Below are 25194 nucleotides of genomic sequence, written 5' to 3'. Positions count from 1 at the left end.
GAGTGCGCCTGCCCACGACGCGATACGCGTGGCCGAGCTTTGGCGTCAAAACTGACAGCGCCGACCTGCGGCGTCGTGTCGTAAAAGTCAAAATCAGGACAGCGGGCGATCACAAGTCGATGGGTCGGCAACAGATGCGCGCGATAATTGCTGACGGTTGCTGGATTACGGCTTACATGCGGCGATATGGCGATGGGGCCCCGGCTCGGTCCAAGGTTGTTTACAGTTCCCCGGCGTCGACGGCCCTCTTGACTTCCTGCGCGCGCGCCACCTGCTGCGCGGTGTAGCCGATGAGCAGCGCCACCCCGGCGACCACGATGACCAACCCGGCCAGCCACAGCAGACCGTAGGTGTAGCCGCGGTCCAGCGCATGCAGCTGCGCGGGATTCATGGCTTTCACCGGTCCGACGATGCCGCCCAGCTGCAGTGTGCGCGATGTGACTGCAACCTGGACGACGGCCAATATCACCGGTCCGCCGAGGGTCTGCAGGATCACAGCGATCGCTGACGCGGGCCCGATACGATCTGAGCCGACGCTGGCGATCAACGACAATGTCAGCGGGACGCCGATCGCCCCGATGCCGATGCCACCGACGACGATTGGGACAACCAGGTTCGGGAAGTACGGCATGTCGTGATTGAACGTCGAGCCGTACAGCATCGCAACCAGCACCAGGACACTGCCGGCGATCACCACCGCCCGCGGCGAGAACCACATCACCAGGCGTGACGATACGCCCACCCCGAGGGCCATCGCGATGGTGAACGGGATGAAGCTGATGCCGGCCCGCAGCGGGCTGTAGCCCATCATGTCCTGCACGTATACGGCGACCAGCAGGACCAAGGTGAACATCAGCCCGCCAGCAAGAAACATGGCCGCCAACGTGGCCAGCCGGTTGCGGTCGAAGAATAAATCGAACGGCACGATCGGGTTCTCGGCCCTGCGCTCCACCACCACGAACGCCACGGAAGCGGCCAAAGCCACCACTGCCAACCCGATGGTCGGCGCCGAAATCCAGCCCTTCTCCGGCCCGATCGAGAAGCCGAAAACCGCCGCTGTGCCGATCAAGGTGGCCAGCACGGCGCCGGCGGCGTCGAGCTTCATCCGCTCCTTCTGGGTTTCTCGCAGCGCGGCCTGGGCCAGACAGAGCACCAGCACCCCGATCGGCACGTTGACCAAAAACACGAGCCGCCACGACACCTCGGTGAGCATTCCGCCCACAACCAGGCCGAACACTGACCCGATACCTGCCATTGCGCCTAGCACCGCTACCGCGGTGTTGCGCGCGGGCCCTTTTGGGAACGTGGTCGCCACCAGCGCCAAGCTGGTCGGTGCGACGATCGCGCCTCCCACCCCCTGCAGCAGCCGACCCACGACGAGAACGCCCTCGTTCCAAGCAATGCCGCACAGGCCCAGGGCCGTGGTGAACACCACCACCCCGATGACGAAGGCGCGCTTACGCCCGATGGTGTCGCCGAGGCGGCCGCCCAGCAGCATCAGGCCGCCATAAGTCAGCAAGGCGGCGGTGATCACCCAACTCCGCCCGGCATCCGAGAGGCCCAGGTCGTCCTGGATCTTAGGAAGCGCGATCACCGCGATGGTGTTATCCATGCCCACCATCAGCTGCATGCCGCCGATTGCGACAATCGCGGCGAGGAACCAACGAGACGGCCGCCAAGCCGGCGAATCGTCACTGGTCTGGACCGCCGTGGTGGATTCGACAGTCGTTGGCGTCGCTTGTTCAGCGGATTCCGTCATCGACTGAGGTAGCGCCTGTTGCGCATCATCACGAGCCCCCATAGCTGGCCACCGTACTGGAACCTCCTCGTACCGCGTGCGAAATCCAAACGGATCGCCGCCACTTTGCGGCAGACCATACTTGCCGATTCCCGATGAGGCCAGCGAACCCCGTTGTGGCACAGCATTTCTCGGCAACAGACGGATGACCGAAGACCTGGCCATACCCGCTGACCTGCTCACCAAGGGCCCGCCACCGCGGCTAACTCATCAGCTATGCGGGCGGTCGGGCCACTACCTGCGGTAATCTCATTCTCGAAGTGCGATCAGGCGCGGCGGAAGAGGAGATGCGCCCATGCCCATCCTGGACGGCGAAGCCGACGTCACGCGCGGTGAACGCTTCATCAAGACGGCGGTGGAAATCCTCGGCGAGACCGGCCGCACCGATTTCACGGTGCAAGAAGTGGTCGCCCGTTCCAAGACGTCGCTGCGGGCCTTCTATCAGCACTTTTCCAGCAAGGACGAGTTGCTGCTCGCCCTGTTCGACAAAACCATGGCGCAGACGGCGCGGGGTTGGCGCGCGGAGACCGCCGGGCTGGACAGCACCGCGGCGATGAAGTTGGTGATCGACCGGATCAGCGCACAACCCGAATCCAGCACCCAAGACAGCCTCAACCGGGCGTTGAGCCTCTACAACCAGCACCTCGCCGAAACCCGGCCGCGCGACTACGCCCGGGTGCTCTCGCCTTTGCATCAACTGATTCGCGACATCGTGCAGCGCGGCGTCACCGAAGGCGTGTTCGGTCCCAGGCTCGACGTCGGGTCCGCCGCAGCGATCATCATGCAGACCGTATTGGGTGCGCAGCGATTGCATTGGCTGGGCACCGAATTGACCGGCGCGCCGATCGACTCGGGACAGTTGTACGACTTCTGCATCCATGCGCTCGGTGCCGACGACGAGCGTGAGGCGACCGCACCGACGCTGGGCGAATTGTTCGCTCAGATCGGTCTACGCGAAAGCGACCGCGACGACGAGTACACGATGGAGTTGCCGGTCAGCCCTCAGGTGGTCAACACGTCGGGCGCGGTTCAAGGCGGACTGCTTGCCACGCTCGCCGACGTGGCCGGCGGACAACTTGGACTGCATTATTTGCCGGCGGGAGCAGGCTTGACCACCGCTGATCTGTTCATCCGTTATCTGCGCCCGATTACCGCCGGTTCCGCGCGGGCGGTCGCCCGGGTCCTGCGGGCCGGCCGGCGCGCCGTCGTCACCCAAGTGGACGTATACCGCAGCGACGACGACGAACTCGCCGCGACCGCGACGGTGAATTTCGCCATCGTCAACGCCCCGGAACGACACTGAATCCGGCCGGCGCTGAGTGCCGGGGAGTATTCCGCATCCGCCCATCGGGGTGGTAACGTCATTACCGCTTGCTCCGGAACAACCACAATCAGGAGTCGCCATGCCGTCTCGCGAACTGTCCTTCCCGGTATTCGACGCCGACAACCACATGTACGAGCCGCAGGAGGCGCTGACCAAGTTCCTGCCGGAGAACCGCAAGCGTGTCATCGACTATGTGCAGGTCCGCGGTCGCACCAAAATCGTGGTCCGCGGCCATATCAGTGAGTACATCCCCAACCCGACCTTCGAGGTGGTGGCCCGGCCGGGTGCTCAGGAGGACTACTTCCGTCACGGCGCCCAAGGCAAGAGCTACCGAGAGATTCTGGGCGAGCCGATGAAGGCCATTCCCGCGTTTCGTGAACCGGGCGCGCGGCTGGAGGTCATGGACGAACTCGGCATCGACTACGCCTTGATGTTCCCGACTCTGGCCAGCCTGGTCGAGGAACGCATAAAGGACGACCCAGAGATGACCCACGACGTCATCCACGCGCTCAACGAGTGGATGTACGAACAGTGGTCGTTCAACTACAAGGACCGCATCTTCGCCACTCCGGTAATCACCCTGCCGATCGTCGAGCGCGCGCTCGAAGAACTCGAGTGGTGTCTGGAGCGGGGCGCTCGCACCGTCCTGGTCCGCCCGGCACCCGTGCCCGGCTACAAAGGTAGCCGGTCGTTCGGCCTCGAGGAGTTCGACCCGTTCTGGCAGGCCTGCATCAAAGCCGAGTTACCGGTCTCGATGCACGCTTCGGACAGTGGTTACTCCGAATTCGCCAACGTGTGGGAGCCCGGCGACGAGTTCCTGCCGTTCAAGCCAACCGCCTTCCGCAGCTTCGCGATGGGCCATCGACCGATCCTGGACGCCATGGGTGCACTGGTGTGTCACGGTGCGCTGTCGCGCAACCCGGAACTGCGGATCCTGTCGATCGAAAACGGCGCCGATTGGGTACCGGACCTGTTCAAGGGTCTCAAGGGCGTCTACAAGAAGATGCCGAACGCGTTCATCGAGGACCCCATCGAGGCGTTCAAGCGCTGCGTCTACATCACCCCGTTCTGGGAGGACCGGTTCACCGAGATCGTCAACATGGTGGGCACCGACCGGGTGCTGTTCGGATCCGACTGGCCGCATCCCGAGGGCCTGAAGGATCCCATCTCCTTCGTCGACGAGCTCACTGACTTCGATGAAGAGGACGTCGCAAAGATCATGGGCGGCAACCTGATGAAGCTGATGAAGGTCGCCAAACCAGTCAGCGCCTAAGCTCTGCGCTACTGGGATTTGCCGTGCCGCACTTGGTTGAACGGCACGCCGCGGTCGGCAGCGTACTCGCGGGGGAAGTCCAACACCCGCTCGCCGATGACGTTGCGGGCCATCTCAGTGGTTCCGCCGCCCATGCACACGGTCTGGCGGGCCAGATACCGCAACCCGGTCTCCAGTCCCTCGCCGTGCTTCCCGACCACGCCGGCCGAGGCCCCGATCGCCAACGCGGTATCCATGTCCAACGTCACGGTCTCGGCGTGGAAGAGCCGGATGAGCGTGCCGCCGGCCGGTGGCAGGGTGCCATCCCGCACGCTGCGGTACACGTGGCCGGATAGCTGATCGCTGACCGCGCGGTGCACCAACGCCCGTCCGGCCATCTCGCGCACCCGTTCATTGTCGGTCTGGCCGGTGTTGTCGACCAGCGCCACATAGTCCACCGGCGTCGACCGGCCCCCTTCACTGCCTGTGCCACTGGCGAATTCGGAGCTTTGGCCCACCGCGCGACGCTCATGGTAAAGCTGACGCGACGCGACCGCCCAGCCGTTGTCCACCTCGCCGACGACTGCGTCGGGACCGACATCGACGTTGTCGAGGAACTCCTCGCAGAATTCCGTCGAGCCGTTGAGTTGGGTGATGCGCCGCAACGTGATTCCAGGATGGGCGATCGGCACCAAGAACATGGTCAGCCCATCATGCTTGGGGACCGCCCAGTTGGTGCGAGCCAGGCACAACCCGTAGTCGGCGGCAAATGCACTGGTACTCCACGTCTTTGCACCGTTGATCACCCAACGGTCGCCGTCGCGGTCGGCCCGGGTGAGCACGCCGGCCAGATCCGATCCGCCGCTCGGCTCAGACAGCAGTTGCACCAGCACTTCGTCGCCGCGCAACGCCGCAGCTATGTGCTGTCGTTTCTGTTCCTCGCTGCCGGTGTCGAGCAGCGTCGCACAGCAGATCGTGAACGTCGGTGTGTTGAGGATCAGCGGCATCTCGTAGGCGAGGCTCTCCGCGTCGAACGCCTTCTGATACTCGTAATCCAGTCCCAGTCCGCCGTACTCCGGTGGAAAGCAGATGCCGGCGAACCCGCCCTCGTACAACAACTTTTGCAGTTCACGGGCCCGTTGCCAGCAGTCTTCGGCGTCCCGGTGGGCGGCCGGCGGCGCCGCCGGATCGATGCGCGGCATGCTGTCGGCCAACCAGGCCCGGGCCCGGGCGCGGAACTGCTCGACCGACTCGACGGCAGCTGTCGCCCCGGCCTGCGTCATCAAGCCGACCGCGGTGCTTGTTTTCCGGCTTCCTGCCATGCGTACACCCGCAGGTTATGTTCCTCCGGAGTGCCGAACATGGAGCGGTACAGCGCAACTCGCCGCAGGTACAGGTGCAGGTCGTGTTCCCAGGTGACGCCGATGCCGCCGTGCATCTGGACGCAGCCCTGCACGATCTCGCTGGCCATCTCCCCGACGTAGGACTTGGCGATGCTGGCCGACAACCCGGCCTCCGGCGAGCCGGCGGCGATGGCGGAGACCGCTGCACCCGTCGTCGCCCGGCATGCCTCCAACCACATTTTCATATCGGCGAAACGGTGTTTGAGCGCTTGATAGGACGCCAGCGGTCGCCCAAATGTATGGCGATCCAACGCCCATTGCACGGTGAAGTCGAACACCGTTTGCAGGATGCCGACCACTTCGGCGCACTGCAGCACTTGGGCAATCTGACTCTGCCGGTCGATCAGCGCGGTGGTCTCGGCGGCGCTACCGACAGCTGTGTCGTGTTGGATGTCCACACCGTCGAAATGCACACGGGCGTACTGCTTGACCAGATCGATCGATTGTTGCGGTTCGATCCGCACTCCCGCCGCATTCGCCGGCACCAGGAATTGGCGCACGCCGTCGTCGCAGCGCGCCACCACCAACAGCAGGTCACTTTGGGCGCCCGCCTCGACGCGGTCTTTGACACCGTCAATGCGGAAGCCGGAATCGGTCGACGTGGCGGTAACTGACGGGTGGTGCGGCGTCCAGCCCTGACCCGGTTCGCAGACGGCCCAGGATGCCACCGTCTCTCCGGAAATCAGCGATTCGATCGCGTCAGCATGGGTTTCGGGCTCGCCGCAGCCCGCCAGTCCGACGAGCACGGTGCTGACCGGATACAACGGCCCTGGCGCCACGGTCTTTCCGAGTTGCTCGGCGACCATAGCCAGGTCCGCAACGCCGCTGTCGGAAACGGTTCCTCCGCCGAATTCCTCGGGAACCAGCAGGCCCGTCCAACCCAGTTCGGCGGCGCGCCGCCACCATGCCCGATCGAAGGAGATGCCCGCCGCGTGTAGCTTGCGCACCCGGCTGAGCGGGACCTCTTTTTGCAGAAATGCTTGGGTGGTGGAGGCAAAGAGTATCTTTTCGGGAGAGTCGACGGCAGTCATGATGTTGGCCAAGCCTCCTGGGCCTTTCCTGCGAACGCTGCGGATGAAGGTTGGCGCGTCCTGATCATCCGATGGTAGCAATGACCCATACAGTAAGAGATTCCGGAGTTCAGTCGATAATGAGCTTGACAAGCTGGGGCCAGCATGGCTGACGAGCGCCCGAAAGATGCTAAGGCGGACGCGGATGCCCTTGCGCTGGCCGAGGAAGCCGAAGCCGAAGCCGCTGAAGCCGAAGCGCTGGCTGCGGCAGCACGGGCCCGTGCGCGGGCGATCCGATTGCGCCGCGAGGCAGCGGAAGCGGCCGAACACGGCGATGACGCGGAGAGCACCGCTAGTGAGATAACGACCACCACCGCCGCATCCCCCGAGTCGACCGAGCCGTCCGCGTCGAGCGACCCGGTCCTGCGACGCCGACGGATACCGGCGATAGGTATGGCGCTCACCGCTGCGGCGATCGTCGCCATTTGCGCTCTGCTTAGCGCCAGCGGGTATCTGATCTGGCATCACCGCGGCGTAGTGGCGCAACAGCAGCGATCCGCAGCGTTCGTCGCCGCGGCCAAACAAGGCATCGTCAACATGCTGTCGCTGGACTACAAAAGCGCCAAGCATGACGTCCAGCGGGTGATCGATAGTTCCACCGGCGAATTCTTGGACGACTTTCAGCAGCGGGCCGCCGATTTCACGTCGGTGGTTGAGAAGTCCAAGGTCGTTACCGAAGGAGGGGTAGTGGCCACGGCGGTCGAGTCAGCGGACACGGATTCTGCCGTCGTGCTGATGTCCGCCACTGAACGCGTCACCAATTCCGCTGGTGCCCAAGACGAGCCGCGCACGTTCCGGTTGCGGGTGTCGGTCGCACGGGACGGCGATCAGATCAAGCTATCGAAAGTTGAGTTCGTACTGTGAACGCGGACGACACAACCGAACGCGTCGACGCTGAGTCCGACGATAAGGCTGTAGCGCCACCCCTCGCATCACCGCAACGCAAGCCGGCTACCCGGCGGAATGCGGCGGTGCACATCAAACTCACTTCCGCCATCCTGGTGCTGCTTCTGTTGGTCTCCAGCGGGCTTGCGGCTTGGCTGTATTTCAGCCAATACCGCCCAGACACGCAGACGGGCGACGCTTCGGCCACAGCGGCGGCCACCGCCGCGGGGGAAGGCATGGTTGCGTTATTGTCCTACAAGTCCAAAACCCTCGACCAAGACCTCACGGCGGCCAAATCCCACCTCAGCGGGGATTTCCTGAACGACTACGAGGCGCGAGTCCGCGAAGTCGTCGTGCCGGCGGTCAAGGGAAAGGATGTGACGACGACCGCTCAGGTCATGGGCGCCGCGGTGTCCGAACTGCACCCGGACTCGGCGGCCGTGCTGGTCTTCATCGACCTGACCACCGTGAGCAAAGACCGGCCCGATCCGGCGATGTGGGCCAGCAGCGTGCTGGTGTCGTTGACCAAAGCCGACGGCACGTGGCTGATCACGAAATTCGAGCCGGTATAGCCGGCCGACTCGTCGGCTCTCGGATGGGCGAGCTTCGCCGTTGGGCTTCGTTGCTATTTATATTATGATAGCGAAGTTCGCCCGGGACGGCTGGTCCGGGGCAGGCCCTACCGGTTGCTCAGGAGGGATGCTGGTGTCGATCAGCACCGACCCGCACGGCCAACCTGTCACGCTCGATATCACCGGGGAAACCAGCCCATACCCGTTCTTTGAATACATGCGGCGCACCGAGTCGGTCTGGCACGGCACGCTCAGCGACCAGTCACAATTGCCGCCAGAGCTGGTGCCCGACGACGAGTGGGTGCTGTTCGGCTACGACGACGTATTCCGGGCCTTCCGCGACGACCAGATCTTCAGCTCGCACGCCTACGACCAGACCATCGGGCTGGTGATCGGACACACCATCTTGGCGATGGGCGGCAAAGAACATCACGACCATCGCAACCTGGTAGCCAAAGCTTTCCGCGCCACCGCGCTGGAACGCTGGGAACCGTCGGTCATCGGGCCGGTCTGCGATCAGTTGGTCGACGAGATCAAGAACGACGGCACAGCCGATCTGGTCAAGGCCCTGACGTTCGAGTTCCCCACCCGGGTCGCCGCGACGCTGCTTGGGCTGCCCCGCGAGGACCTTGACGTGTTCCGGCGATTGTCTTTCGACCTCATCTCGATCCCAGTCGACATCGAAGCGGGACTGAGAGCTTCGATCGAATTGCACGACTACTTCCTCGCGCAGGTCGAGCAACGCCGCCGCAAGATCACCGACGACATCATCGGCGATCTTGTTGCCGCCGAGATCGACGGCGAGAAGCTGACCGACGAGGCCATCATCTCGTTTCTGCGGCTGCTGCTGCCGGCCGGTCTGGAAACCACTTACCGTTCTTCGGGCAATTTGCTCTACCTGCTGCTGACTCATCCCGACCAACTGGCGATGGTCTACCAGGACCGGTCGCTGATCCCAGCCGCGTTCGAAGAAGGCCTGCGGTATGAGACACCGCTGACCACGGTTCCCCGAACTACCATCGAATCCGTCGAAATGGGCGGGCGGACAATCCCCTCGGGCGCACAGGTCGACCTGTGCATGGGCTCGGCCAACCGCGACCAAAACCGCTGGACCGATCCCAACACGTTCGACATCCTCCGACCGCGCCAAGCGAATCTGTCCTTCGCCGGTGGTATTCACATGTGCCTGGGAATGCATTTGGCCCGGCTGGAGACCCGGGTCATGCTCAACAGCCTCTTCGACCGGGTGGGAAACCTGACGCTGGAACCCGACGACGAGGCCAAGATCGTGGGGCTCACCTTCCGTTCCCCCAACAAGCTTCCGGTCACGTTCACCGCGGCGTCATGAAGAGCCGGGCGGCGATCCTGCATGACGTGGGCGGACCCTGGTCTGTCGAGGAATTCGAGCTCGACACCCCTCGCGACGGCGAGGTTCTCGTCGAGATGGCCGCCGCCGGGCTGTGCCACTCCGACGACCACATCCTCAAAGGCGACATGTCCGCACCCAACGAGGTACTTCGGTCACTAGGGCTGCCGACGATGTTCCCCACTATCGGCGGTCACGAAGGGTCCGGCAGGGTGGTCGAAGTCGGTGCAGGCGTCACCGAATTGGCACCGGGTGATCATGTGGTGACCTCGTTTGTCGCGGTTTGCGGTCAATGCCGCTGGTGCGCAACGGGGATGGAGTACCTCTGCGACACCGGCATCGGCACGTTGACTCCCGGTATGCCCACCGACGGGACGTTTCGTCACCACACACTCGACGGCAAGCCGTTGGGCCACATTTCCAAGATCGGTGCTTTTGCCGAACACACTGTGGTGGCGGCTGATTCGCTGGTCAAGATCGAGCCGCAGATACCGCTGGCGGCTGCTGCGCTGCTGGCCTGCGCTATCCCGACCGGATACGGATCGGTCGCCAACCGCGGCGGAATGCGGGGCGGTGACACGGTCGTCGTCATCGGTGTCGGGGGCATCGGCACCGGCGCAGTCCAGGGTGCCCGCATCAACGGCGCCGCGCACATCATCGCCGTCGACCCGGTTGAGTTCAAACAAAAATCGGCGCTGCAGTTCGGCGCAACCCACACGGCGGCTTCCGCCGCCGAGGCGCTGGATCTGGTGCGGGCGCTGACCTATGGGGTGATGGCCGACGCGGTGGTGGTTTCGCCCTCACTGATCACGCCCGACGATGTGCGCGACGCACTACAACTCACCCGCAAGGGCGGCACCTGCGTGCTCACCGGCATGACCTCGCAGCTGACCCGCTCGGTCAATCTCGACCTGCAAGACTTCATCCTGATGAACAAAACGTTGGCGGGCACGGTTTTCGGATCATGTAACCCGAAGGCCGACGTTTTCCGGCTGGCCCGGCTCTATCAGACCGGCCAGCTACAGCTTGACGAGATGATCACCAGGCGCTACCGGCTCGACGACATCAACGAGGCGTACGCGGACCTGCTCAACGGTGAAATCATCCGGGGCGTCATCGATTTCGGGGCGTAGTGCCGTAACGGTCGATTACCGGAACGAATACCGCACCGGGAGGTGCTTGGGGCCACCGACGAAGGTCGTGGCGACGTATTGCGGGTCTGCGGTCAAATCAATGGATTTTAATCGCGGCAGCAGCTCGGTGAAGAAGCTGTTGACCTCCATGCGGGCCAGCGCGGCACCCAGACAAAAGTGGACGCCGTACCCAAAGGACACATGCTTGTTCGGGTCGCGACCGACATCGAAGTCGAATGGATCGTCAAAGACATCCTCGTCTCGGTTAGCGGAGACATATGACAGCAGTACCGACTCCCCCGCGGAGATCGGCACCCCCCGCACGGCGGTGTCCTCGGCGGCGGTGCGCATGAACGCCTTGACCGGAGTGACCCAGCGGATCATTTCCTCGGTGGCGAACGGCATCAGGCCGAGGTCGCTGCGCAGCCGGTGCTGTTGGTCGGGATTGTCGATCAAAGCGTGCAGACCACCGGAAATCGTTGCGCTGGTGGTGTCGTGGCCGGCCGCGGCCACGATCGCGTAGTACGAAACGGTGTCGATATCCGACAACGGCTCACCGTCGATACGGGCGTTGGCGATGGCTGAAGCCAGGTCCTCGGTGGGGCTTGCGCGCCGTGCTGCGGTCAGCGCGGTGAAGTACTGAAACATTTCCAGCAGTGCGGTGGATTGGTCCTCCACTGTGGCGCCGCGCTTGTACTCGTCGTCGTCGCTGCCGAACAGTTCTTGAGTCAGCTTGAGCATCAGCGGAAAGTCGGATTCGGGCAGACCCAGGAGCGACATGATGACATACAGCGGATAGTTCACCGCGACCTGTTGCACGAAGTCGCATTCCGGGCCGATCGCCGCCATCTTGTCGACGTAGGACTTGGCGAGTTCATCGACGCGGACCTTCAATGCCCGCATGGCCTTTGGCCGAAACCAATCGGCGCCGATTGCCCGCATGTCACGATGCTCGGGGTCGTCGAGGTGGATCAGTGTGCGCACTCCGACAGCGGCTTGCATCTCGTCGGCCCCCGAAGTCACCAGTACGGGGCGCGGAGAGTTGGTGAACACCTCGTTTTCCCGCTCGATATCCATGATGTCGACGTGTTTGGTGATAGCCCAGAACGGGCGATAGTTCGGCACGTCGACCCGCGCCACCGGAGCGTTGGCGCGAAGATGGGCCAGCGCCGCATGCAATTTCGGCTCGTCGGTATAGGCCAGCGGATCGGCCAGCAGCTTGGCGGCCTCGTCCATCGTCGGTGTGGTCATGGCGACTCCTTACTGACGCAACTCTTGCAGTACAGCGGTGGTTGTGGCCTCCGAAAGGCTGGCTGGAAGCGACGGCATCACCCGCTCGATCACGCCGTCGCAGCGGCTCGCAAGCGCGGCGGCCAACTTTTCGACCGGCGCAACAACCGCGAACGCCTCGAGTATCTCGTCGTCGATCAACGCGCTCATCGCATCCCATTCGCCTTGCAGCGAAAGGCGATGCAGCTCCGTTGCCAGCTCTCCCCACCCATGCAGCTCGAGAACCTTGCGATAAGCCGGCGTCGATCCATAGAAGGCAATCTGTTTGCGGACTCGGGCCGCGGCGCCGGCCCAGTCGGCATCGTCACTGCCGGTCACCGTGAATACCGGGCACGCCACCTGAAATCCGCTGCGTTCACGGCCGGACCGTCGCATGCCGCGCTCGAGCGCCGGAATCGTCACCTCGTGCAGGTAGCGCCTGGTGGTGAACGCGTGAACCAGTAATCCGTCGGCGACTTCGCCGGACATCTCGGTCATCGCTTCGCCCACCGCGGCGATGAAGACCTTCGGTGCCGGATATGGCTGCGGCTCCGGGGTGAACATCGGCGTCATCAGCTTGTGCGTATAGAACTCACCTTCGAACTGCAGCCTGGTGCCGTCCTTCCACGCCGACCAGATCGCGTGCAGCGCCAGCACGAATTCACGCATCCGGCGCACCGGATGACTCCACGGCATGCTGAATCGCTTTTCGATGTGCGGCTTGATCTGGGTGCCCAGCCCGAGGATGAACCGGCCCTGCGAGTAGGTCTGCAAGTCCCAGCCGAGGTTGGCGACGGTCATCGGGTTGCGCGCGAACGCCACCGCAATACTGGTGCCCAACTCCAAGTGCGAAGTGTGTTCGGCGGCCAGCAGCAGCGGCAGAAAAGGATCATGGTTGATCTCACCGGTCCAGCAGCCGTCGTAGCCCCGTTTTTCCAGTGTGCCCGCCAACTCCGGCACCCGAGCGAGGTCGCTGAAGAGGCCGCCGTCAACCTTCATCGCGGCGCCAGCCCGACACCCATCTCGCCGACGCTACAGTAAGCACTTCAGTACGGTCAACGGAGGTTAGGCTCTAAGCGACCCGTCGACGAGTGAGGACATGCGGATGACCAAGCCCCCGGATTGGGAGGAGACGCTCGACGATCTCGGTCGCCGCCGTGAGCATGCGTGGGGCATGGGCGGGCCGGAGCGGCTCGCCAAGCACCGCGGCAAGGGCAAACTCGACGCGCGCGCCCGGGTGGAGCGGCTGCTGGACCCGGGCACGTTTCGCGAACTGGGCACGCTTGTCGGCGGTGACGCAGCCGCCGACGCGATTGTGGTGGGATCCGGATTGGTCAACGGTTCGCCGGTGATGGTCGGCGCCGAGGACTTCACCACGTTGGCCGGCAGTATCGGGCCCGGCGGGAATTCCAAGCGGTACCGGATCGCCGAATTGGCGCTGCGCGACAAAATTCCGTTGGTCATGCTGCTTGAGGGCGCCGGCTTCCGGCCCACCGGAGGGCATTACGGCCGCACCCCGACCGACCTGCTTGCGCAGGCGCAGTGCTCGGGGCGGGTGCCTACCGTCGCCGCGGTGCTCGGCCCGTCGGCCGGACACGGCGCGTTGGTGGCGCCAGTGTGCGACTTTCGTATCATGAGCCGACAGGGCGCGATCTTCACCGCCGGGCCGCCCGTCGTCAAAGAGTCGACGGGCGAAGACATTTCCAAGGAGGACCTGGGCGGCCCGGATGTCGCGTTGCCCAGCGGCGTGATTCACAACGTCGCCGAGGACGACGAGGCCACGCTCGACGACGTCCGGCGCTACCTGTCCTACTTTCCGTCGAGCGCCTGGTCCTATCCCCCATCGCTGTCGCCCGATGAGACCGCCGAGCCGCGGCCGACGCCGGAGCTACTCGAGATCGTCTCGCGCGACAACCGGCGGGTCTACGACATGCGCGCGGTGCTCGATGTCATCTTCGACCGCCCCGACTGGTTCGAGGTGCAGCCGCAGTTCGGGCGGGCGATCATCTGCGCGCTTGCAAACCTGGGTGGTCACCCGGTGGCGGTGGTGGCCAACCAGCCGCAGGTGCTGGCCGGTTCGATCGACGCCGATGCCGCCGACAAGGCAGCGCATTTCATCATGGTGGCCGACTCATTTCACCTGCCGATCGTGTTTCTGGCCGACAACCCGGGGATGCTGCCGGGCAGCCGGTCGGAGCGTCAGGGCGTGCTGCGCGCCGGCGGGCGGATGTTCGCCGCGCAGACCGCGGCCACGACGATCAAGCTGCATGTCACGTTGCGCAAAGCCTATGGGTTCGGGTCGATGGTGATGTCGCTGCTGGGCTTTGATTCACAGGCCGCGACGTTCGCGTATCCAGGCGCGACGATGGGTGCGATGAGCGCGGCGGCGCTCAGCCGCGCATCGCATGCCGGAGAGGACCTTTCGGTCAAACTGCGCAACGCCGAGCTGCAGGCGTCGTATCGGTCGGCTGAGCACATGGGTTTCGATGAGCTCATCGATCCGCGCGAAACCCGCGACGCGCTGTTGGCCACGCTGCAACGCGGTCTTCACAGCCGCCAAGCCGCCCCAAAACCAGTGACGCGGACGGCGATACTGCCGTGACCACCCTTGCGCGAGCGTGCGTGTCCCCGGTCGACACGCCGAACTAATCTCCGGGTTTGCGCACCCTCGCGCCTATCAGGGTGACGTCCGAAATTCCCGACAGCAGCGTCGTCGTCAGGTCCGCAAGGCCACGGGTCTGCAGCGTGCGAACAAGAGCGGACTGGGACCGCAGCAGGTAACCGACAAAAGCGTGCGCATCACCGGGGTCGAGCACATAGGCCGCAGCGCGGATCAGCTTGCCCGTTTCCTGCAGTTGCTGATGTCCCGCCAGCCTCGCATATGCGGGTAATCCGATGTTGAGTACCGTCGGGTCGAACTTGATCGGATCGCCCGGGCCCGGTCGACCCATCGGACTGTAATCATCCATGTACTTTTTCAGCATGGCGTGATGGCATTGCCCAACTGCGTCGATGTAGGCCGGATCGGCCACCAGTTCGGCGCCGACGAATCCAACCACGACGCTGGGAGACGCGATCACGTTCGTTGCCACATTCCCCGCAATCGACGCGTCGACGACGCTGCAACTAACCGACAGGTCAAAGTTTCCACCGGGATCGGCGACGGTCAGATCCAGCACCGTATCCGACGCCGTGTAGCCGATCGCCACTCGTTGCACCGACGACACCGGATTCTGTCCGTTGTACCCGTCGACCGGAATATCGAGTTGCACGGTGCCCGAACCGGATACCGCGATATTCTCGATGCGCCAACTTGCCTTAGGCGTGCGATAGCGAACGGTGTTCAATCGTATCCGCGCGGTCTCCGACACCGAATACACGACGAACCCGTAGTCGTCATCATTGATGCAACACGCCGGGAACTTGCTGCACGCGCGGCGAATCGCGGGGTCGGGCACTATCGTTCCGCGCGACACCTCCCGGCGGCTCGTCTCCGAAACTTTCGCCTCGAGTTGCGCGGCGTAATCATTGTCGATCGGGATGACGGTGGCGCCATGCCTGATCGACCAGTACGACTGAACGCGGACATCGTTGACCCACGCCCGTTGCCGCACAGCGCCGCCGGCGACGGCCGAATTGCTCCAATCGGCGATCTCGCAGTTCGAGTCCAACGGCTCACGCCGCCAGCCGTCGCCCTCAGGGTCGGTCAGCAGCTCCACCAATTCGTGCCCCAGCGTCGACATGGTGAGTTCGACATCCTCGGTAGCCGGGTCGAAGAACCGAACCCACCCCGCCCAGTACCGATCTGTATCGAACGGGAAATCGAAGGTGTAGTCCGTTGAGTGCGCACCTAAGACCGTGCCTCCCGTCACGCTGAACCCTTGTGGCATAAGCACAATGAATGCGAAGCGCGGGCCGTCATCTGGGTCGGGGAATATCCCGTCGTCGATGCATTTCTCAATCAACTCCAGAACGCGCTGCATCGCCACCTGGGAGGTTACTCCACCCAACGGCGGTCGAGGCGTGCTAACTATGGTCGAGCCTCTCCATGCCGGAGCGCCAGCGATGTAATACTGCGACAGCTCGGCAAAGTAGCGACTCGCCAGCAACGACTGCGTACGGGACTCGATGAGACCACGTTGGGCAGAACCCGCGCCGGCCCACCAGTCGCCCCAGAAGATCAGCTGCACCGGGGTCTGCGCACCGCCGATCGCACCGTGGTGGAATGTCACCGGTGACCCGTCATGTGAGTTGTCGGCGAAGATCAGCGCCGGAACCGTCGGATGCGACCACACCCCCTTACACGAGTGCTCATCGGTCTGATAGGTGATGATCGGGAACAAATCCAGTTCTCCGTCGAAGCCGGTAACGATTATCCGCGGATCCGTGGGCATGTCACGAAGCATGCGCTGAGGGCTCAGAGCAACGCTAGAGTATCCGCCTACCCGAATTTACGGCGCCTTCTTGGCGCGAGCGAGCGTGTCCCCGGCCGACACGCCGGTGTAATGACCGGTTCTGCGCACCCTCGCGCTAGGGGTCAGTAGACGTAATTCTCGCCACTGGCCCGCACCGTGACGTCGCTGAGGTTGATCCCCCACGGTTGGTCGATGACATGCAGCACAGCGTTCGCCAGGTCGTCGGGCGTGATCAACCAGTATTGCATCGACTCAATGTCCATCTGCTCGGGTCGAAGGGACCCCTTCGCCAAATCGTCGACATTCTCCAAGAAGTGGGCAGCTTTGTGTCCGACGATCCCCACGACCGCCGCTTCGTTGACAACCCAGCTGGCGAGATTGGTTCCCAGCACGCCGGTCGGCTTGACCGTGGTCACCTTAATCTTGCCTTGGGCCTCAACGCGTAACGACTCCGAGAGCGCATCGACCGCCGCCTTCGTCGCGCTGTAGACCCCGGAGCCCTCAGTTCCAGCGTTGCCGTAAATGGACGAGATGTTGACGACATGTCCCCGGCCCTGTTGGATCATCGTGTCGTAGACAGCCGCGATTCCGTTCACGACGCCTTTGATGTTGATGTCGATCGCTTTGTGCCATTTCTCCCACGCGCGTTCGTGATCGGCGAAGAATGCCAGCGGCATCACGCCTGCGTTGTTCACGATGACGTCGATGGCACCGTAGGTGTCGACGGCGTGTTGGGCCGCCGCTTTGACCTGGCCCATGTCGGTGACATCGGCGACATGGGCGCTGCCTTCGAAGCCGGCGGCGCGGATTCCGTCGAGGACCTCGTTCAGGCTCTCGGCGTTGACATCCACGCCGACCACCTTTGCGCCGCCGGCAGCACATTTCTCCGAGATCAGCCTTCCGAAGCCGCTCGCGGCTCCGGTGACGATAATGACCTTGCCCGTCAAGTACTTCGACATACCGCCTATGGTTGCACGTCTCGATACTCGGCGACGATCGGCTTCAACTCGTCGGGCGTGGCGCCGTGCATGATCACCGCGTCGGCGCCGTAGTCGAACTCCTTGCGGATGCGCTGCACGCATTGGCCGGCTGATCCGGTGGCCGACGGTTCCAGCCACTCCTCGGGGATCAAGCCCGCGATGTGCTCGATCTGCTCGGGGGTGGCCTTGTGGTCGATGCCGCCGGCGATCGACGTCACCACCGGATCCTCCCGAAAGCGCTGCAGCACTGCGGGGTCCCAGTTATTGGTCTGCACCAGAAGGTCCCCGTAGCCCTGAAGGTAGGTAGCCAGCCGTGCGACGGTCTTCTTCAGGCGCAGCTGTTCGGGAAGGTGATCGCCGACGGTGGCGAAGCACGACCACACCCGCACACTGTCGGGGTCGCGGTCGGCTTTCTCCGCCGCATCCTTGACGGTTCTGACGCAGCGCTGCACAGTCTCCGGCGTGAAATAAGTGTGCAGAATGACATCGTCGAAGACACGGCCGCCCAGGGCGAGGGACTGTGGCCCGAAAGCCACCAGCGCCAGCCGGATGTCCTCGTTGAAATCGGGGTCGAGGAACAACACTTGGTACTTGCCCATCGGGCCGTCGTGGTTGAAGACCACCTCACCGCGCCACAGCCGGCGCATGACCTGGGCCCAGTCCTCCATCGCAGCGGTGGTTACGGCCGGGATGCCGAACGCCGCGTACATCGCGGCCACGCCGCGGCCGATGCCCAACGTGAACCGCCCGCCGGAAAGCCGGTGCATGGTGGTGGCCCACGATGCGGTAATCAACGGATGCCGGGTGTTGTGATTGGTTGCGGCGGTGGCGATCTGCATACGTGACGTGACGGCGCAGGCGGCGCCGACGAGCGACGACGCCTCTTTGACGTTCCAGCGCTCGGAGATGAAAGCGGTCCCGAAGCCGAATTCTTCGCCGCGACGGGCTTCGTCCATCAAGGTGGCCGGCCCCTCACCGCCGGCCCCGGCCAGCAGATAGTAGCCAAGTTCGCCGAGCACTCGACTGCTCAATTCCACACCCCTTGCTTGTAGCCGCAATTCCACACCTCGGTGATCTGGCCGTCGACGACGCGGAAAACCTCGATGCTGGCGATATTGACTTCGGCGCCATCAGTATTGGTCATCGTCGAGTCGTACACGATCGCGACGTGCTCGCCGTCGTCGCCGGCGATCACGACATTCAGATCGAAACGCAGCGAGTCGAACATCTCCCAGATGTCCTCAACCCGTTTGCGCGCCTCTGCGCGGGTCAGCGTGCGCGCCTCCCCGACCTCATGGCGAACCATGGTCTCGGCAATCAGTTCGTCGGCCAACTCGACGTTGCGCTCATTCCACAACGCCAGGTTGTACAACTCCACCACCTCACGGGCAGTACGGCTCAACCGACCACCTCCCGCAGAAAGCGCTCCGATACCGCCTGCACGCGCCGGGAAAAGATGTGGCCGACGTGACTGCCGTCGTACCAGTAGAACTGGCCGCCCCAGCTTTCCTGTAACGCCACGGCGGGCCCGCGCATGGCCATTCGATCATGCCATGCGCCGACGATCAGCCGGCGATGCGGCGGCGGCGCGGGCTCGACCGAGAGCGGATCGATCACCGAGGTCAGCGCCGTCACTAGCGGTGACCCCAGCAGCTCTCGAACCGGGCCGCGCGAGGCATCCCAACGCGTCAGGTGGCGGGCGATCATCGCATTGAGTCCGAGGATCGGTGTGTACAGAGCGACGGCGTCGACCTGCTTCTCGAAATGCGCTACCAGGGCCGCGACCGCGCTGCCCATCGAAATTCCGGACACCACAACGGCGGTCGACTGCGGCTGGACCCATTGCACGACGGCGCGAACCTCCGATACGGCGCGCATCATGCCCGCGACATTGGTCAGCGGATCCATGTTCGGATACGGCGGCCACTGGCGGCGACGGCTGCCGTGTCCCGGCTGCACCGGCACCGCAACGTTGAAACCCAGCGCGTGTTGCAATCGTCTGGCCCGGGATACCAACAGGTCCTCCGCGCGGCCCTGACCGGCGCCGTGAACCCACACCAGCCACGGCCGGGGCTTGTCGCGATACCGGCACACGTGCACCACCGCGGTCGCGGGCCCACCCAGCCCCGCGGCCGTCAGCGTGGTAGGCAGCAATGGGTCGTGCTCGAAGGTCACTCGCTCGTAGGCGAGCATGCCAAGGCGACGGCGGCGGATCGCCTTGACGTGCAACGGTTGCGGGTCGGCGTGCGCGCTGTCGACGCCCAGGGCGGACAGCTCCTGGGCCGCGGCGGTGCACTCGTTCAATGGCCGAACTCCCCCGGTGAGATCTCCGCTGAACAGCGAGAAGCCGGTGAGAACCAGCTCGTCCATCATGACCTCGCCGAACTGGCGCACACCGCGTGGCGATGCGGTCCAGCCGGTCGATTCGGTGAGCCCGGACACCGTCCGCGGCAGCACCATGGCGAGTTCTCGGCCAGCATCCAGTGCGCGGTTCGCCATCTACGCCAGCTTGAATCCGGTGTATCCGCCGGCAGCGATCTCGTCGCAGCGACGCCGGTATTCGGGGATTCCACCGGTGTAGCCCATATACATCCGTTTCTTTCCGGGGACATTGCCGCCGTTGTACCAGGAGTTGCAGCTGGGGTGGACAAGTACCGTCGGCGCGACGAGCGCGGTAGCGTGGTCAATCCACTCCTGTTGCGCGGCAGCAAGCGCTTCGATCGTGCGGATCCCGTTGGCGCGCAGATAGGCAATGCAGTCGCCGATCCACTCCACGTGCTGTTCGAGGGCGGCGACGAAGTTGGTTGCTGCGCTCGGGCTGCCGGGACCCTGGACCGTGAACAGGTTGGGAAAGCCGGCGACGGCCAACCCCAGATACGACAGCGGCCCCTGGCCGGCCCAGAAGTCGCGCAGCGACGACCCGTCGCGACCACGCACATCGATGCGGTTGAGCGCACCGGTCATCGCGTCGAATCCGGTGGCGTAGATGATCACATCGAGCTCATACAAACCATCATTGGTGCGGATACCGGTGGGCGTCACCTCGCGGATCGGGTTTGCACGCAGGTCGATAAGGGTGACGTTGTCCCGGTTGAACGTCTCGTAGTAGCCCTGGTCGATGATCGGGCGCTTACACGCAAAGGGATGACTGGGCACCAACGCGGCGGCGGTCCGCGGGTCCTTGACGATCCGGGCCACCGCTTCTCCGTACAACCGGGCAGCCATCCGGTTGGCATCGATGTCGAAGAAAACGTCGCCCCAGTTCAGTGCGCCCATCACACCATGTTCGTCGATGGCGCGCAGTTGCTCGTCGCGCGGGGCGGTCTTCAACGGTGGACTGCCGAGCATGTCGAGTAGCACCGAGAACGCGCTCAGTCGCGCCGCGCCGACCGGGTGTTCGCGTTGCGCGGCGCGGATTTCGCTGTAGCGGGCCTTCAGTTCGTCGAGCTCGCCGGATTCGAATGGTCGTACCTGCCACGGCAGGGTGTAGGCCGGGGAACGCTGGAACACGCACAGTTGCGCTGCTTCCCGGGCCGCCACCGGGATAAGCTGCACACCGGTCGAACCGGTGCCAATGACGCCGACCCGTTTGCCGGTGAGATCGCAGCCGTCGCGGGGCCAGCGGCTGGTGAACAGCGACGTGCCCGTGAAACTGTCCATCCCGGCAATGTCGGGTTCGAGCGGTATCGACAGGATGCCGGTAGCCGCGACCACGAATGGCGCGGTGAAGGCTTGGCCGGCCTCTGTCCGCACGACCCATTCGGCAGCATCCTCGTCGAACGCCATCGCGACGACCCTGGTGCCGAACTGGATATCGCTGCGAAGGTCGAGTCGATCGGCGACGAAGTTCAGGTAGGCCTCTACCTCGGGCTGGGCCGGCATCGTCTCGGTCCAGGTCCATTCCTGCTGAATTTCGTCGGAGAAGCTGTAGGAGTATTCGATGCTTTCGATGTCGCAACGCGCACCCGGATATCGGTTGAAAAGCCAGGTGCCACCGACATTTTCAGCTGCTTCGAGCACCCGGGTCCGGATTCCGAGCTCGCGGAGCCTATGCAGCGCATACAAGCCGGAGAAGCCGGCGCCGATGACTAGCGCGTCATAGGAGTTCGCAGCCGTCATGGCTTGACCGCCTCCGGTCTGCGCTGTGCCCGTTCGACATAGAAATGCGCCGCACGTCGTATCGAGTCCGATGTCGGATTGGGATTCCAGCCCAACTCCCGGACGGCCTTGCTGTGATCAAGTGGCGACGTCAGCCGCATCAATCGCACGGTGGTGGCGTTCACCGGGAAGCCAAGACGCAGCAGGCTGACCGCATGTCCCAACATCGTCACCAGTTGTAGCGGAACACCGAAGCGCGGCGGGGCGACCTCGACGGCATGGGCGGCGGTTTCCAGGACTTCGCGTGTGGTCATGAAGCTTTCGGAGATGATGTAGCGTTCGCCGATGCGGCCGTGCTCCCCCGCCAACAGCATTGCCGCAGCGGCATCTTCGATGCCGACCACTTCTGCTGCCACATCCTTCACGTAGACCGGCATCTTTCCCAGGGCGGCCGCCGCGACCAGAGAGCCATGCGGGGTTGGCTGCCAGTCACGGGGGCCATACGTATTGGAGACGCACATCGCCACAGCCGGGAGTCCGCGTTCTTCGGCGTATCGCATGACCAGCTGCTCGGCCTGTAGCCGAGACTCGATATACGGACCGCCCTGGCCGTGCCAATTAAACGGTGTTTCCTCGCTGGCCGGCCTGTCGCCGGAGCCAACCGCAACGGTCCCGATCGTGCTCAGGAACACGAAGCGGTGCAGATTGGCCTCGGCCGCGACGTCGAGCACGTGCCGCAGGCCCTCGACGTTGGTCGCGAACAGCGGAGCGGGATCATGCAACCATGCCCGGGCATCCACGACGCAGTAGTAGACGACGTCGCGGTTGTCCATCGCCCGGCGCACGGTCTGCTCGTCGATGAGGTCGCCGTAGTGCAATTCGACGTCGAGGTCGTCGATTCCTCGTGTCGAGCTGGTTTTCCGGAGCAGCACCCGCACCTCATCGCCCCGCTCGACGAGTTGGCGGGTGACATGCGAACCCACAAAGCCGCTCGCGCCCATGACCAGTGCACGCCGTCCGATTCCGGTATGGCTTTCCATCGCTGCTCCCACGCCCACGACCGGACACATCTCCCAGCCTGTACTGTAACAATTACAGTATCTCGCCCGAACTGTGTGCCAACTCCGTTGCGAGTGAGTGATCTTTAGTGGTCACGCGACTCGCACCCCGTCTCGGGGTTGTTCGCCAGCTGGGTGGCTGGTTCCCTTCCGCGCTTCACGGCCACCTGCCCGGCCAGGCCGGGTCTTAGGGTCGGCTCCACGCTTGACGGCGGCCCCGACTGGGCCGACGACGCTAATCGGTTCCTCGTAGCGTGCGAGGTTGATGGATGTGTTGTCATCACGTTGATGCGACGCTGAGCAACGATCACATTGCCAGTGTTCGTTCCATCCGATGTCCTGCACATGCCCACAAAGGTGGCAGGTTTTCGACGACGCAAACCAGCGGTCAGCGACCACTAGCTGCGAGCCGTACCAGCCTGTCTTGTACGACAGGTGCCGGCGCGGTGTGGCCAGGGCTGCATCCGAGAGTCCGCGCCGACGAGCGCGGGCACCCGAGAGGCCCTTTTGCCGCAACATCCCTGCTGCGTCCAGCCCTTCGACAACGATGCGGCCGTGGGTTTTGGCCAACCGTGTCGTCAGGACATGCAGATGGTGAGTGCGGACATCGTTGACCCGGCGGTGCAGCCGGGATATCTGGGTGGTGCGTTCACGGTAGCGCCGCGAACCCTTGGTGCAGCGTGACCGTGCCCGGCTCACATGCCGCAACCCACACAACGCGGTGTGCAGCGGTCGTGGGTTGGTGACCCGTTCGATCACCGTGCCGTCGCCAGACGACGTACCCCGACATCGACGCCTACCCGCGAACCGGGTAGCGCGACGCTGGGTTGCTGCGGGCGCTGGACCAGCACCCGCACGCTGGCATCGAGGCGTGTACCGTTGCGGCGCACCGAAATCGCCAAGACCCGCGCCCGCCCGGCACGGATGAGTCGTTCGATACGGCGGGTGTTCTCGTGCGTGCGGACGGTGCCGATGACCGGCAGTGTGAGGTGGCGGCGGTCAGGTTCGACGCGCATCGCCCCGGTGGTGAAACACACCCGGTCAGGATCACGACCTTTGCGTTTGAACCGCGGAAACCCGACCCGCTTGCCGGCACGCGTGCCGGCACGGGCGCGCTGCCAGTTCCAGTACGCGTCCACCGCACCCCGGATTCCATCGGCATAGGCTTCTTTCGAACACTCCGACCACCAAACCGCCTGTCTCGGCGTTCACACAAACGTCGCTTTTGACGGTGTTCCACCGCTTCCGCAACACCTGAAGCGATGGCTTCGCCGTCGCAACACCCGTCGCATGCCACGCGGCGATATCGCCCTTCAAGGTGGCGACAGCCCAGTTGTACGCCTTGCGCCGAGCCCCGAAATGCCGTGCCAGCGAGCGGGCTTGATCCTCGCTCGGATCCAAAGTGAACCGGAACGCCTGCACACACCAGCCCTCAGGCACCTCGAACTGCGCCATCACGCCGCCTCGCAATCGTCGGCAGCGGCGGTGATCGCGCGTTTGGCTCGGTTCTGCCCGCCACGTTGGCCGTACAAGCGCACACAGACCGAGGTCAAGATCTCAGTCATATCCCGCATCAGGGCGTCATCAACCTCGGCCGAATCCACCACCACCAATTCGCGGCCCTGCGCAACGGGGGCGGCCTGCACACACTCAGAGCCGAACCGGAAGAACCGATCCCGATGCTCGACCACGATCCGCCCCACCACCGGGCCACGCAGCAGAACAAGGAACTTACCGCGGTGCCCGGTTATCGCCGACCCGACCTCGCTGACGACTCTGTCGACCGGGATCTGCCGGGCGGTGGCCCACATCCGTCGCCCCACCTTGCGGGCAGGTACCGCCAACAGCCGCGCGCGAAACCAGCGGTACGCGGCCACCCGCGCAACACCGTTGCACTCTGCCCACACCGCCAGATCCATACGTCTGTTCCTACAGCACGCCACCGACAACCACCGACCACTCAACCCGCAGCAGTTGGCAGCCCAGTGAGCTGCTCACCTCACCCGACGAGTTCCTGCCGCCAGAGGTGATTCGCGTTCAGCAGGGCCTTTGGTGATGCGGTCATCGCGCCGGCCGGCTAGGTCAGCCCCCGATCACCTTCAACATCGTTCGGGTTAGGTGCAGGGTCTTGATTCGCCACGCGCCGTCCGTTTTCTCGTACGTCTCGTGGTAGTGACCGGCGCCGTGCAACTCGCGGCCGTCGCCGAAGACGAGAAGGTCTTCCATCGCCCAGATGCCGGTGGCCGTGGTGGCCGAGGTGAGCGTGATCTCCGGGGTATGGCAGTGATGCATGGTCGCCACGCCCTCGAGGCCACCCATGACCGTGGGAGCGAAGTTGTCGACACCCTCGATCGGCGGGGCCGTCATCGGGTCGGCACCGCCGGTGGACACCGCCATATCCAACGTGACCACCACGTCGGTCGCGAACACACTGCGCCACGAGTCGAGGTCCTTGGTGTCGAGGAATCGGCAGTAGCGTGCTTTCAACTGTCGGATCGCCTCGAGTTCGTCTGCCACCCGGGCACCACCTCCTTGCCTGAAAGCTATACTGTAACGTCTTTAGTATCAGTG

General features: G+C 64.1%; 21 protein-coding genes and 1 pseudogene. 7 read left to right on the top strand and 15 right to left on the bottom strand.

All coding sequences use genetic code 11. The features are described 5' to 3' along the window. Positions 1 to 220: 220 nt before the first annotated feature. A complete protein-coding gene (locus AC5Y42_RS09795) occupies positions 221 to 1759 on the bottom strand; it encodes an MFS transporter (RefSeq protein WP_499898105.1) in 1539 nt (512 codons plus the stop codon). 334 nt (positions 1760 to 2093) lie between these two features. Here AC5Y42_RS09795 and AC5Y42_RS09790 point away from each other — a divergent pair, with 334 nt between their 5' ends. Continuing rightward, a complete protein-coding gene (locus tag AC5Y42_RS09790) occupies positions 2094 to 3101 on the top strand; it encodes a hotdog fold thioesterase (protein ID WP_499897725.1) in 1008 nt (335 codons plus the stop codon). A gap of 100 nt (positions 3102 to 3201) precedes the next feature. Further along, on the top strand, positions 3202 to 4395 hold the full coding sequence (locus AC5Y42_RS09785) for an amidohydrolase family protein (RefSeq protein ID WP_499897724.1): 1194 nt from the start codon (positions 3202 to 3204) through the stop codon (positions 4393 to 4395). A gap of 8 nt (positions 4396 to 4403) precedes the next feature. Here the strand turns inward: AC5Y42_RS09785 and AC5Y42_RS09780 are convergent, their stop codons facing one another. Both AC5Y42_RS09780 and AC5Y42_RS09775 read right to left on the bottom strand, forming a co-directional pair. Further along, on the bottom strand, positions 4404 to 5657 hold the full coding sequence (locus AC5Y42_RS09780) for an acyl-CoA dehydrogenase family protein (RefSeq protein WP_499898104.1): 1254 nt from the start codon (positions 5655 to 5657) through the stop codon (positions 4404 to 4406). Beyond that, the gene (locus AC5Y42_RS09775; RefSeq protein WP_499897722.1) at positions 5657 to 6808 is read right to left on the bottom strand and encodes an acyl-CoA dehydrogenase family protein; all 1152 of its coding nucleotides are present in this window, start codon (positions 6806 to 6808) and stop codon (positions 5657 to 5659) included. Before AC5Y42_RS09775 ends, AC5Y42_RS09780 begins: the two co-directional genes overlap by 1 nt. A gap of 144 nt (positions 6809 to 6952) precedes the next feature. Between AC5Y42_RS09775 and AC5Y42_RS09770 the strand changes: the two genes are divergently transcribed. The 4 genes from AC5Y42_RS09770 to AC5Y42_RS09755 all read left to right on the top strand — a co-directional run bounded on the left by AC5Y42_RS09770 (position 6953) and on the right by AC5Y42_RS09755 (position 10803). Continuing rightward, a complete protein-coding gene (locus tag AC5Y42_RS09770; RefSeq protein WP_499897721.1) occupies positions 6953 to 7711 on the top strand; it encodes an Rv1363c family protein in 759 nt (252 codons plus the stop codon). Further along, positions 7708 to 8304, top strand: coding sequence for an Rv1363c family protein (locus AC5Y42_RS09765; RefSeq protein ID WP_499897719.1), 597 nt, complete (start codon positions 7708 to 7710; stop codon positions 8302 to 8304). Before AC5Y42_RS09770 ends, AC5Y42_RS09765 begins: the two co-directional genes overlap by 4 nt. Before the next feature lie 127 nt (positions 8305 to 8431). Then, on the top strand, positions 8432 to 9652 hold the full coding sequence (locus tag AC5Y42_RS09760) for a cytochrome P450 (protein WP_499897718.1): 1221 nt from the start codon (positions 8432 to 8434) through the stop codon (positions 9650 to 9652). Next, positions 9649 to 10803 carry a Zn-dependent alcohol dehydrogenase gene (locus AC5Y42_RS09755; protein WP_499897716.1) on the top strand — a complete coding sequence of 385 codons (1155 nt, stop codon included), beginning with the start codon at positions 9649 to 9651 and terminating at the stop codon, positions 10801 to 10803. Before AC5Y42_RS09760 ends, AC5Y42_RS09755 begins: the two co-directional genes overlap by 4 nt. Positions 10804 to 10818: 15 nt before the next feature. Here the strand turns inward: AC5Y42_RS09755 and AC5Y42_RS09750 are convergent, their stop codons facing one another. Both AC5Y42_RS09750 and AC5Y42_RS09745 read right to left on the bottom strand, forming a co-directional pair. Next, a complete protein-coding gene (locus AC5Y42_RS09750) occupies positions 10819 to 12039 on the bottom strand; it encodes a cytochrome P450 (RefSeq protein ID WP_499898102.1) in 1221 nt (406 codons plus the stop codon). Between the two features lie 24 nt (positions 12040 to 12063). After that, positions 12064 to 13071: an LLM class F420-dependent oxidoreductase gene (locus tag AC5Y42_RS09745; RefSeq protein ID WP_499897715.1), complete on the bottom strand. Its 1008-nt coding sequence runs from the start codon at positions 13069 to 13071 to the stop codon at positions 12064 to 12066. Between the two features lie 106 nt (positions 13072 to 13177). Here AC5Y42_RS09745 and AC5Y42_RS09740 point away from each other — a divergent pair, with 106 nt between their 5' ends. After that, positions 13178 to 14674 (top strand): acyl-CoA carboxylase subunit beta, encoded by a 1497-nt coding sequence (locus AC5Y42_RS09740; RefSeq protein WP_499897714.1) that lies wholly within the window; start codon positions 13178 to 13180, stop codon positions 14672 to 14674. A 43-nt stretch (positions 14675 to 14717) separates the two neighbouring features. On the opposite strand, the gene AC5Y42_RS09735 is transcribed toward AC5Y42_RS09740, so the two are convergent. From AC5Y42_RS09735 to AC5Y42_RS09690, 10 genes and pseudogenes are all read right to left on the bottom strand, one after another. Beyond that, positions 14718 to 16466 carry a hypothetical protein gene (locus tag AC5Y42_RS09735; protein WP_499897712.1) on the bottom strand — a complete coding sequence of 583 codons (1749 nt, stop codon included), beginning with the start codon at positions 16464 to 16466 and terminating at the stop codon, positions 14718 to 14720. A gap of 143 nt (positions 16467 to 16609) precedes the next feature. Continuing rightward, on the bottom strand, positions 16610 to 17446 hold the full coding sequence (locus AC5Y42_RS09730; protein ID WP_499897711.1) for an SDR family oxidoreductase: 837 nt from the start codon (positions 17444 to 17446) through the stop codon (positions 16610 to 16612). Positions 17447 to 17451: 5 nt separating this feature from the next. Then, on the bottom strand, positions 17452 to 18498 hold the full coding sequence (locus AC5Y42_RS09725; RefSeq protein ID WP_499897709.1) for a TIGR03857 family LLM class F420-dependent oxidoreductase: 1047 nt from the start codon (positions 18496 to 18498) through the stop codon (positions 17452 to 17454). Continuing rightward, positions 18495 to 18869 carry an ester cyclase gene (locus AC5Y42_RS09720; protein ID WP_499897708.1) on the bottom strand — a complete coding sequence of 125 codons (375 nt, stop codon included), beginning with the start codon at positions 18867 to 18869 and terminating at the stop codon, positions 18495 to 18497. The genes AC5Y42_RS09725 and AC5Y42_RS09720 overlap by 4 nt, the downstream gene beginning before the upstream one ends. Continuing rightward, entirely contained in the window at positions 18866 to 19966 is a 1101-nt protein-coding gene (locus AC5Y42_RS09715) for an alpha/beta hydrolase family protein (RefSeq protein ID WP_499897707.1), read from the bottom strand. Before AC5Y42_RS09715 ends, AC5Y42_RS09720 begins: the two co-directional genes overlap by 4 nt. After that, positions 19967 to 21586 (bottom strand): flavin-containing monooxygenase, encoded by a 1620-nt coding sequence (locus tag AC5Y42_RS09710; protein ID WP_499897705.1) that lies wholly within the window; start codon positions 21584 to 21586, stop codon positions 19967 to 19969. Then, positions 21583 to 22566, bottom strand: coding sequence for an NAD-dependent epimerase/dehydratase family protein (locus AC5Y42_RS09705; RefSeq protein WP_499898101.1), 984 nt, complete (start codon positions 22564 to 22566; stop codon positions 21583 to 21585). Before AC5Y42_RS09705 ends, AC5Y42_RS09710 begins: the two co-directional genes overlap by 4 nt. Before the next feature lie 150 nt (positions 22567 to 22716). After that, positions 22717 to 24078 (bottom strand): annotated as a pseudogene (gene tnpB, locus AC5Y42_RS09700) (IS607 family element RNA-guided endonuclease TnpB). Continuing rightward, positions 24078 to 24542 carry an IS607 family transposase gene (locus tag AC5Y42_RS09695; protein ID WP_499897703.1) on the bottom strand — a complete coding sequence of 155 codons (465 nt, stop codon included), beginning with the start codon at positions 24540 to 24542 and terminating at the stop codon, positions 24078 to 24080. Before AC5Y42_RS09695 ends, tnpB begins: the two are co-directional and overlap by 1 nt. 163 nt (positions 24543 to 24705) lie before the next feature. Then, positions 24706 to 25140 (bottom strand): nuclear transport factor 2 family protein, encoded by a 435-nt coding sequence (locus AC5Y42_RS09690; protein WP_499897702.1) that lies wholly within the window; start codon positions 25138 to 25140, stop codon positions 24706 to 24708. Positions 25141 to 25194 lie beyond the last annotated feature (54 nt).

Source organism: Mycobacterium sp. NGS48 (assembly GCF_059812585.1).
The sequence above is the reverse complement of the archived record's forward strand: the minus strand, read 5'-3'. Positions and strand labels throughout refer to the sequence as shown.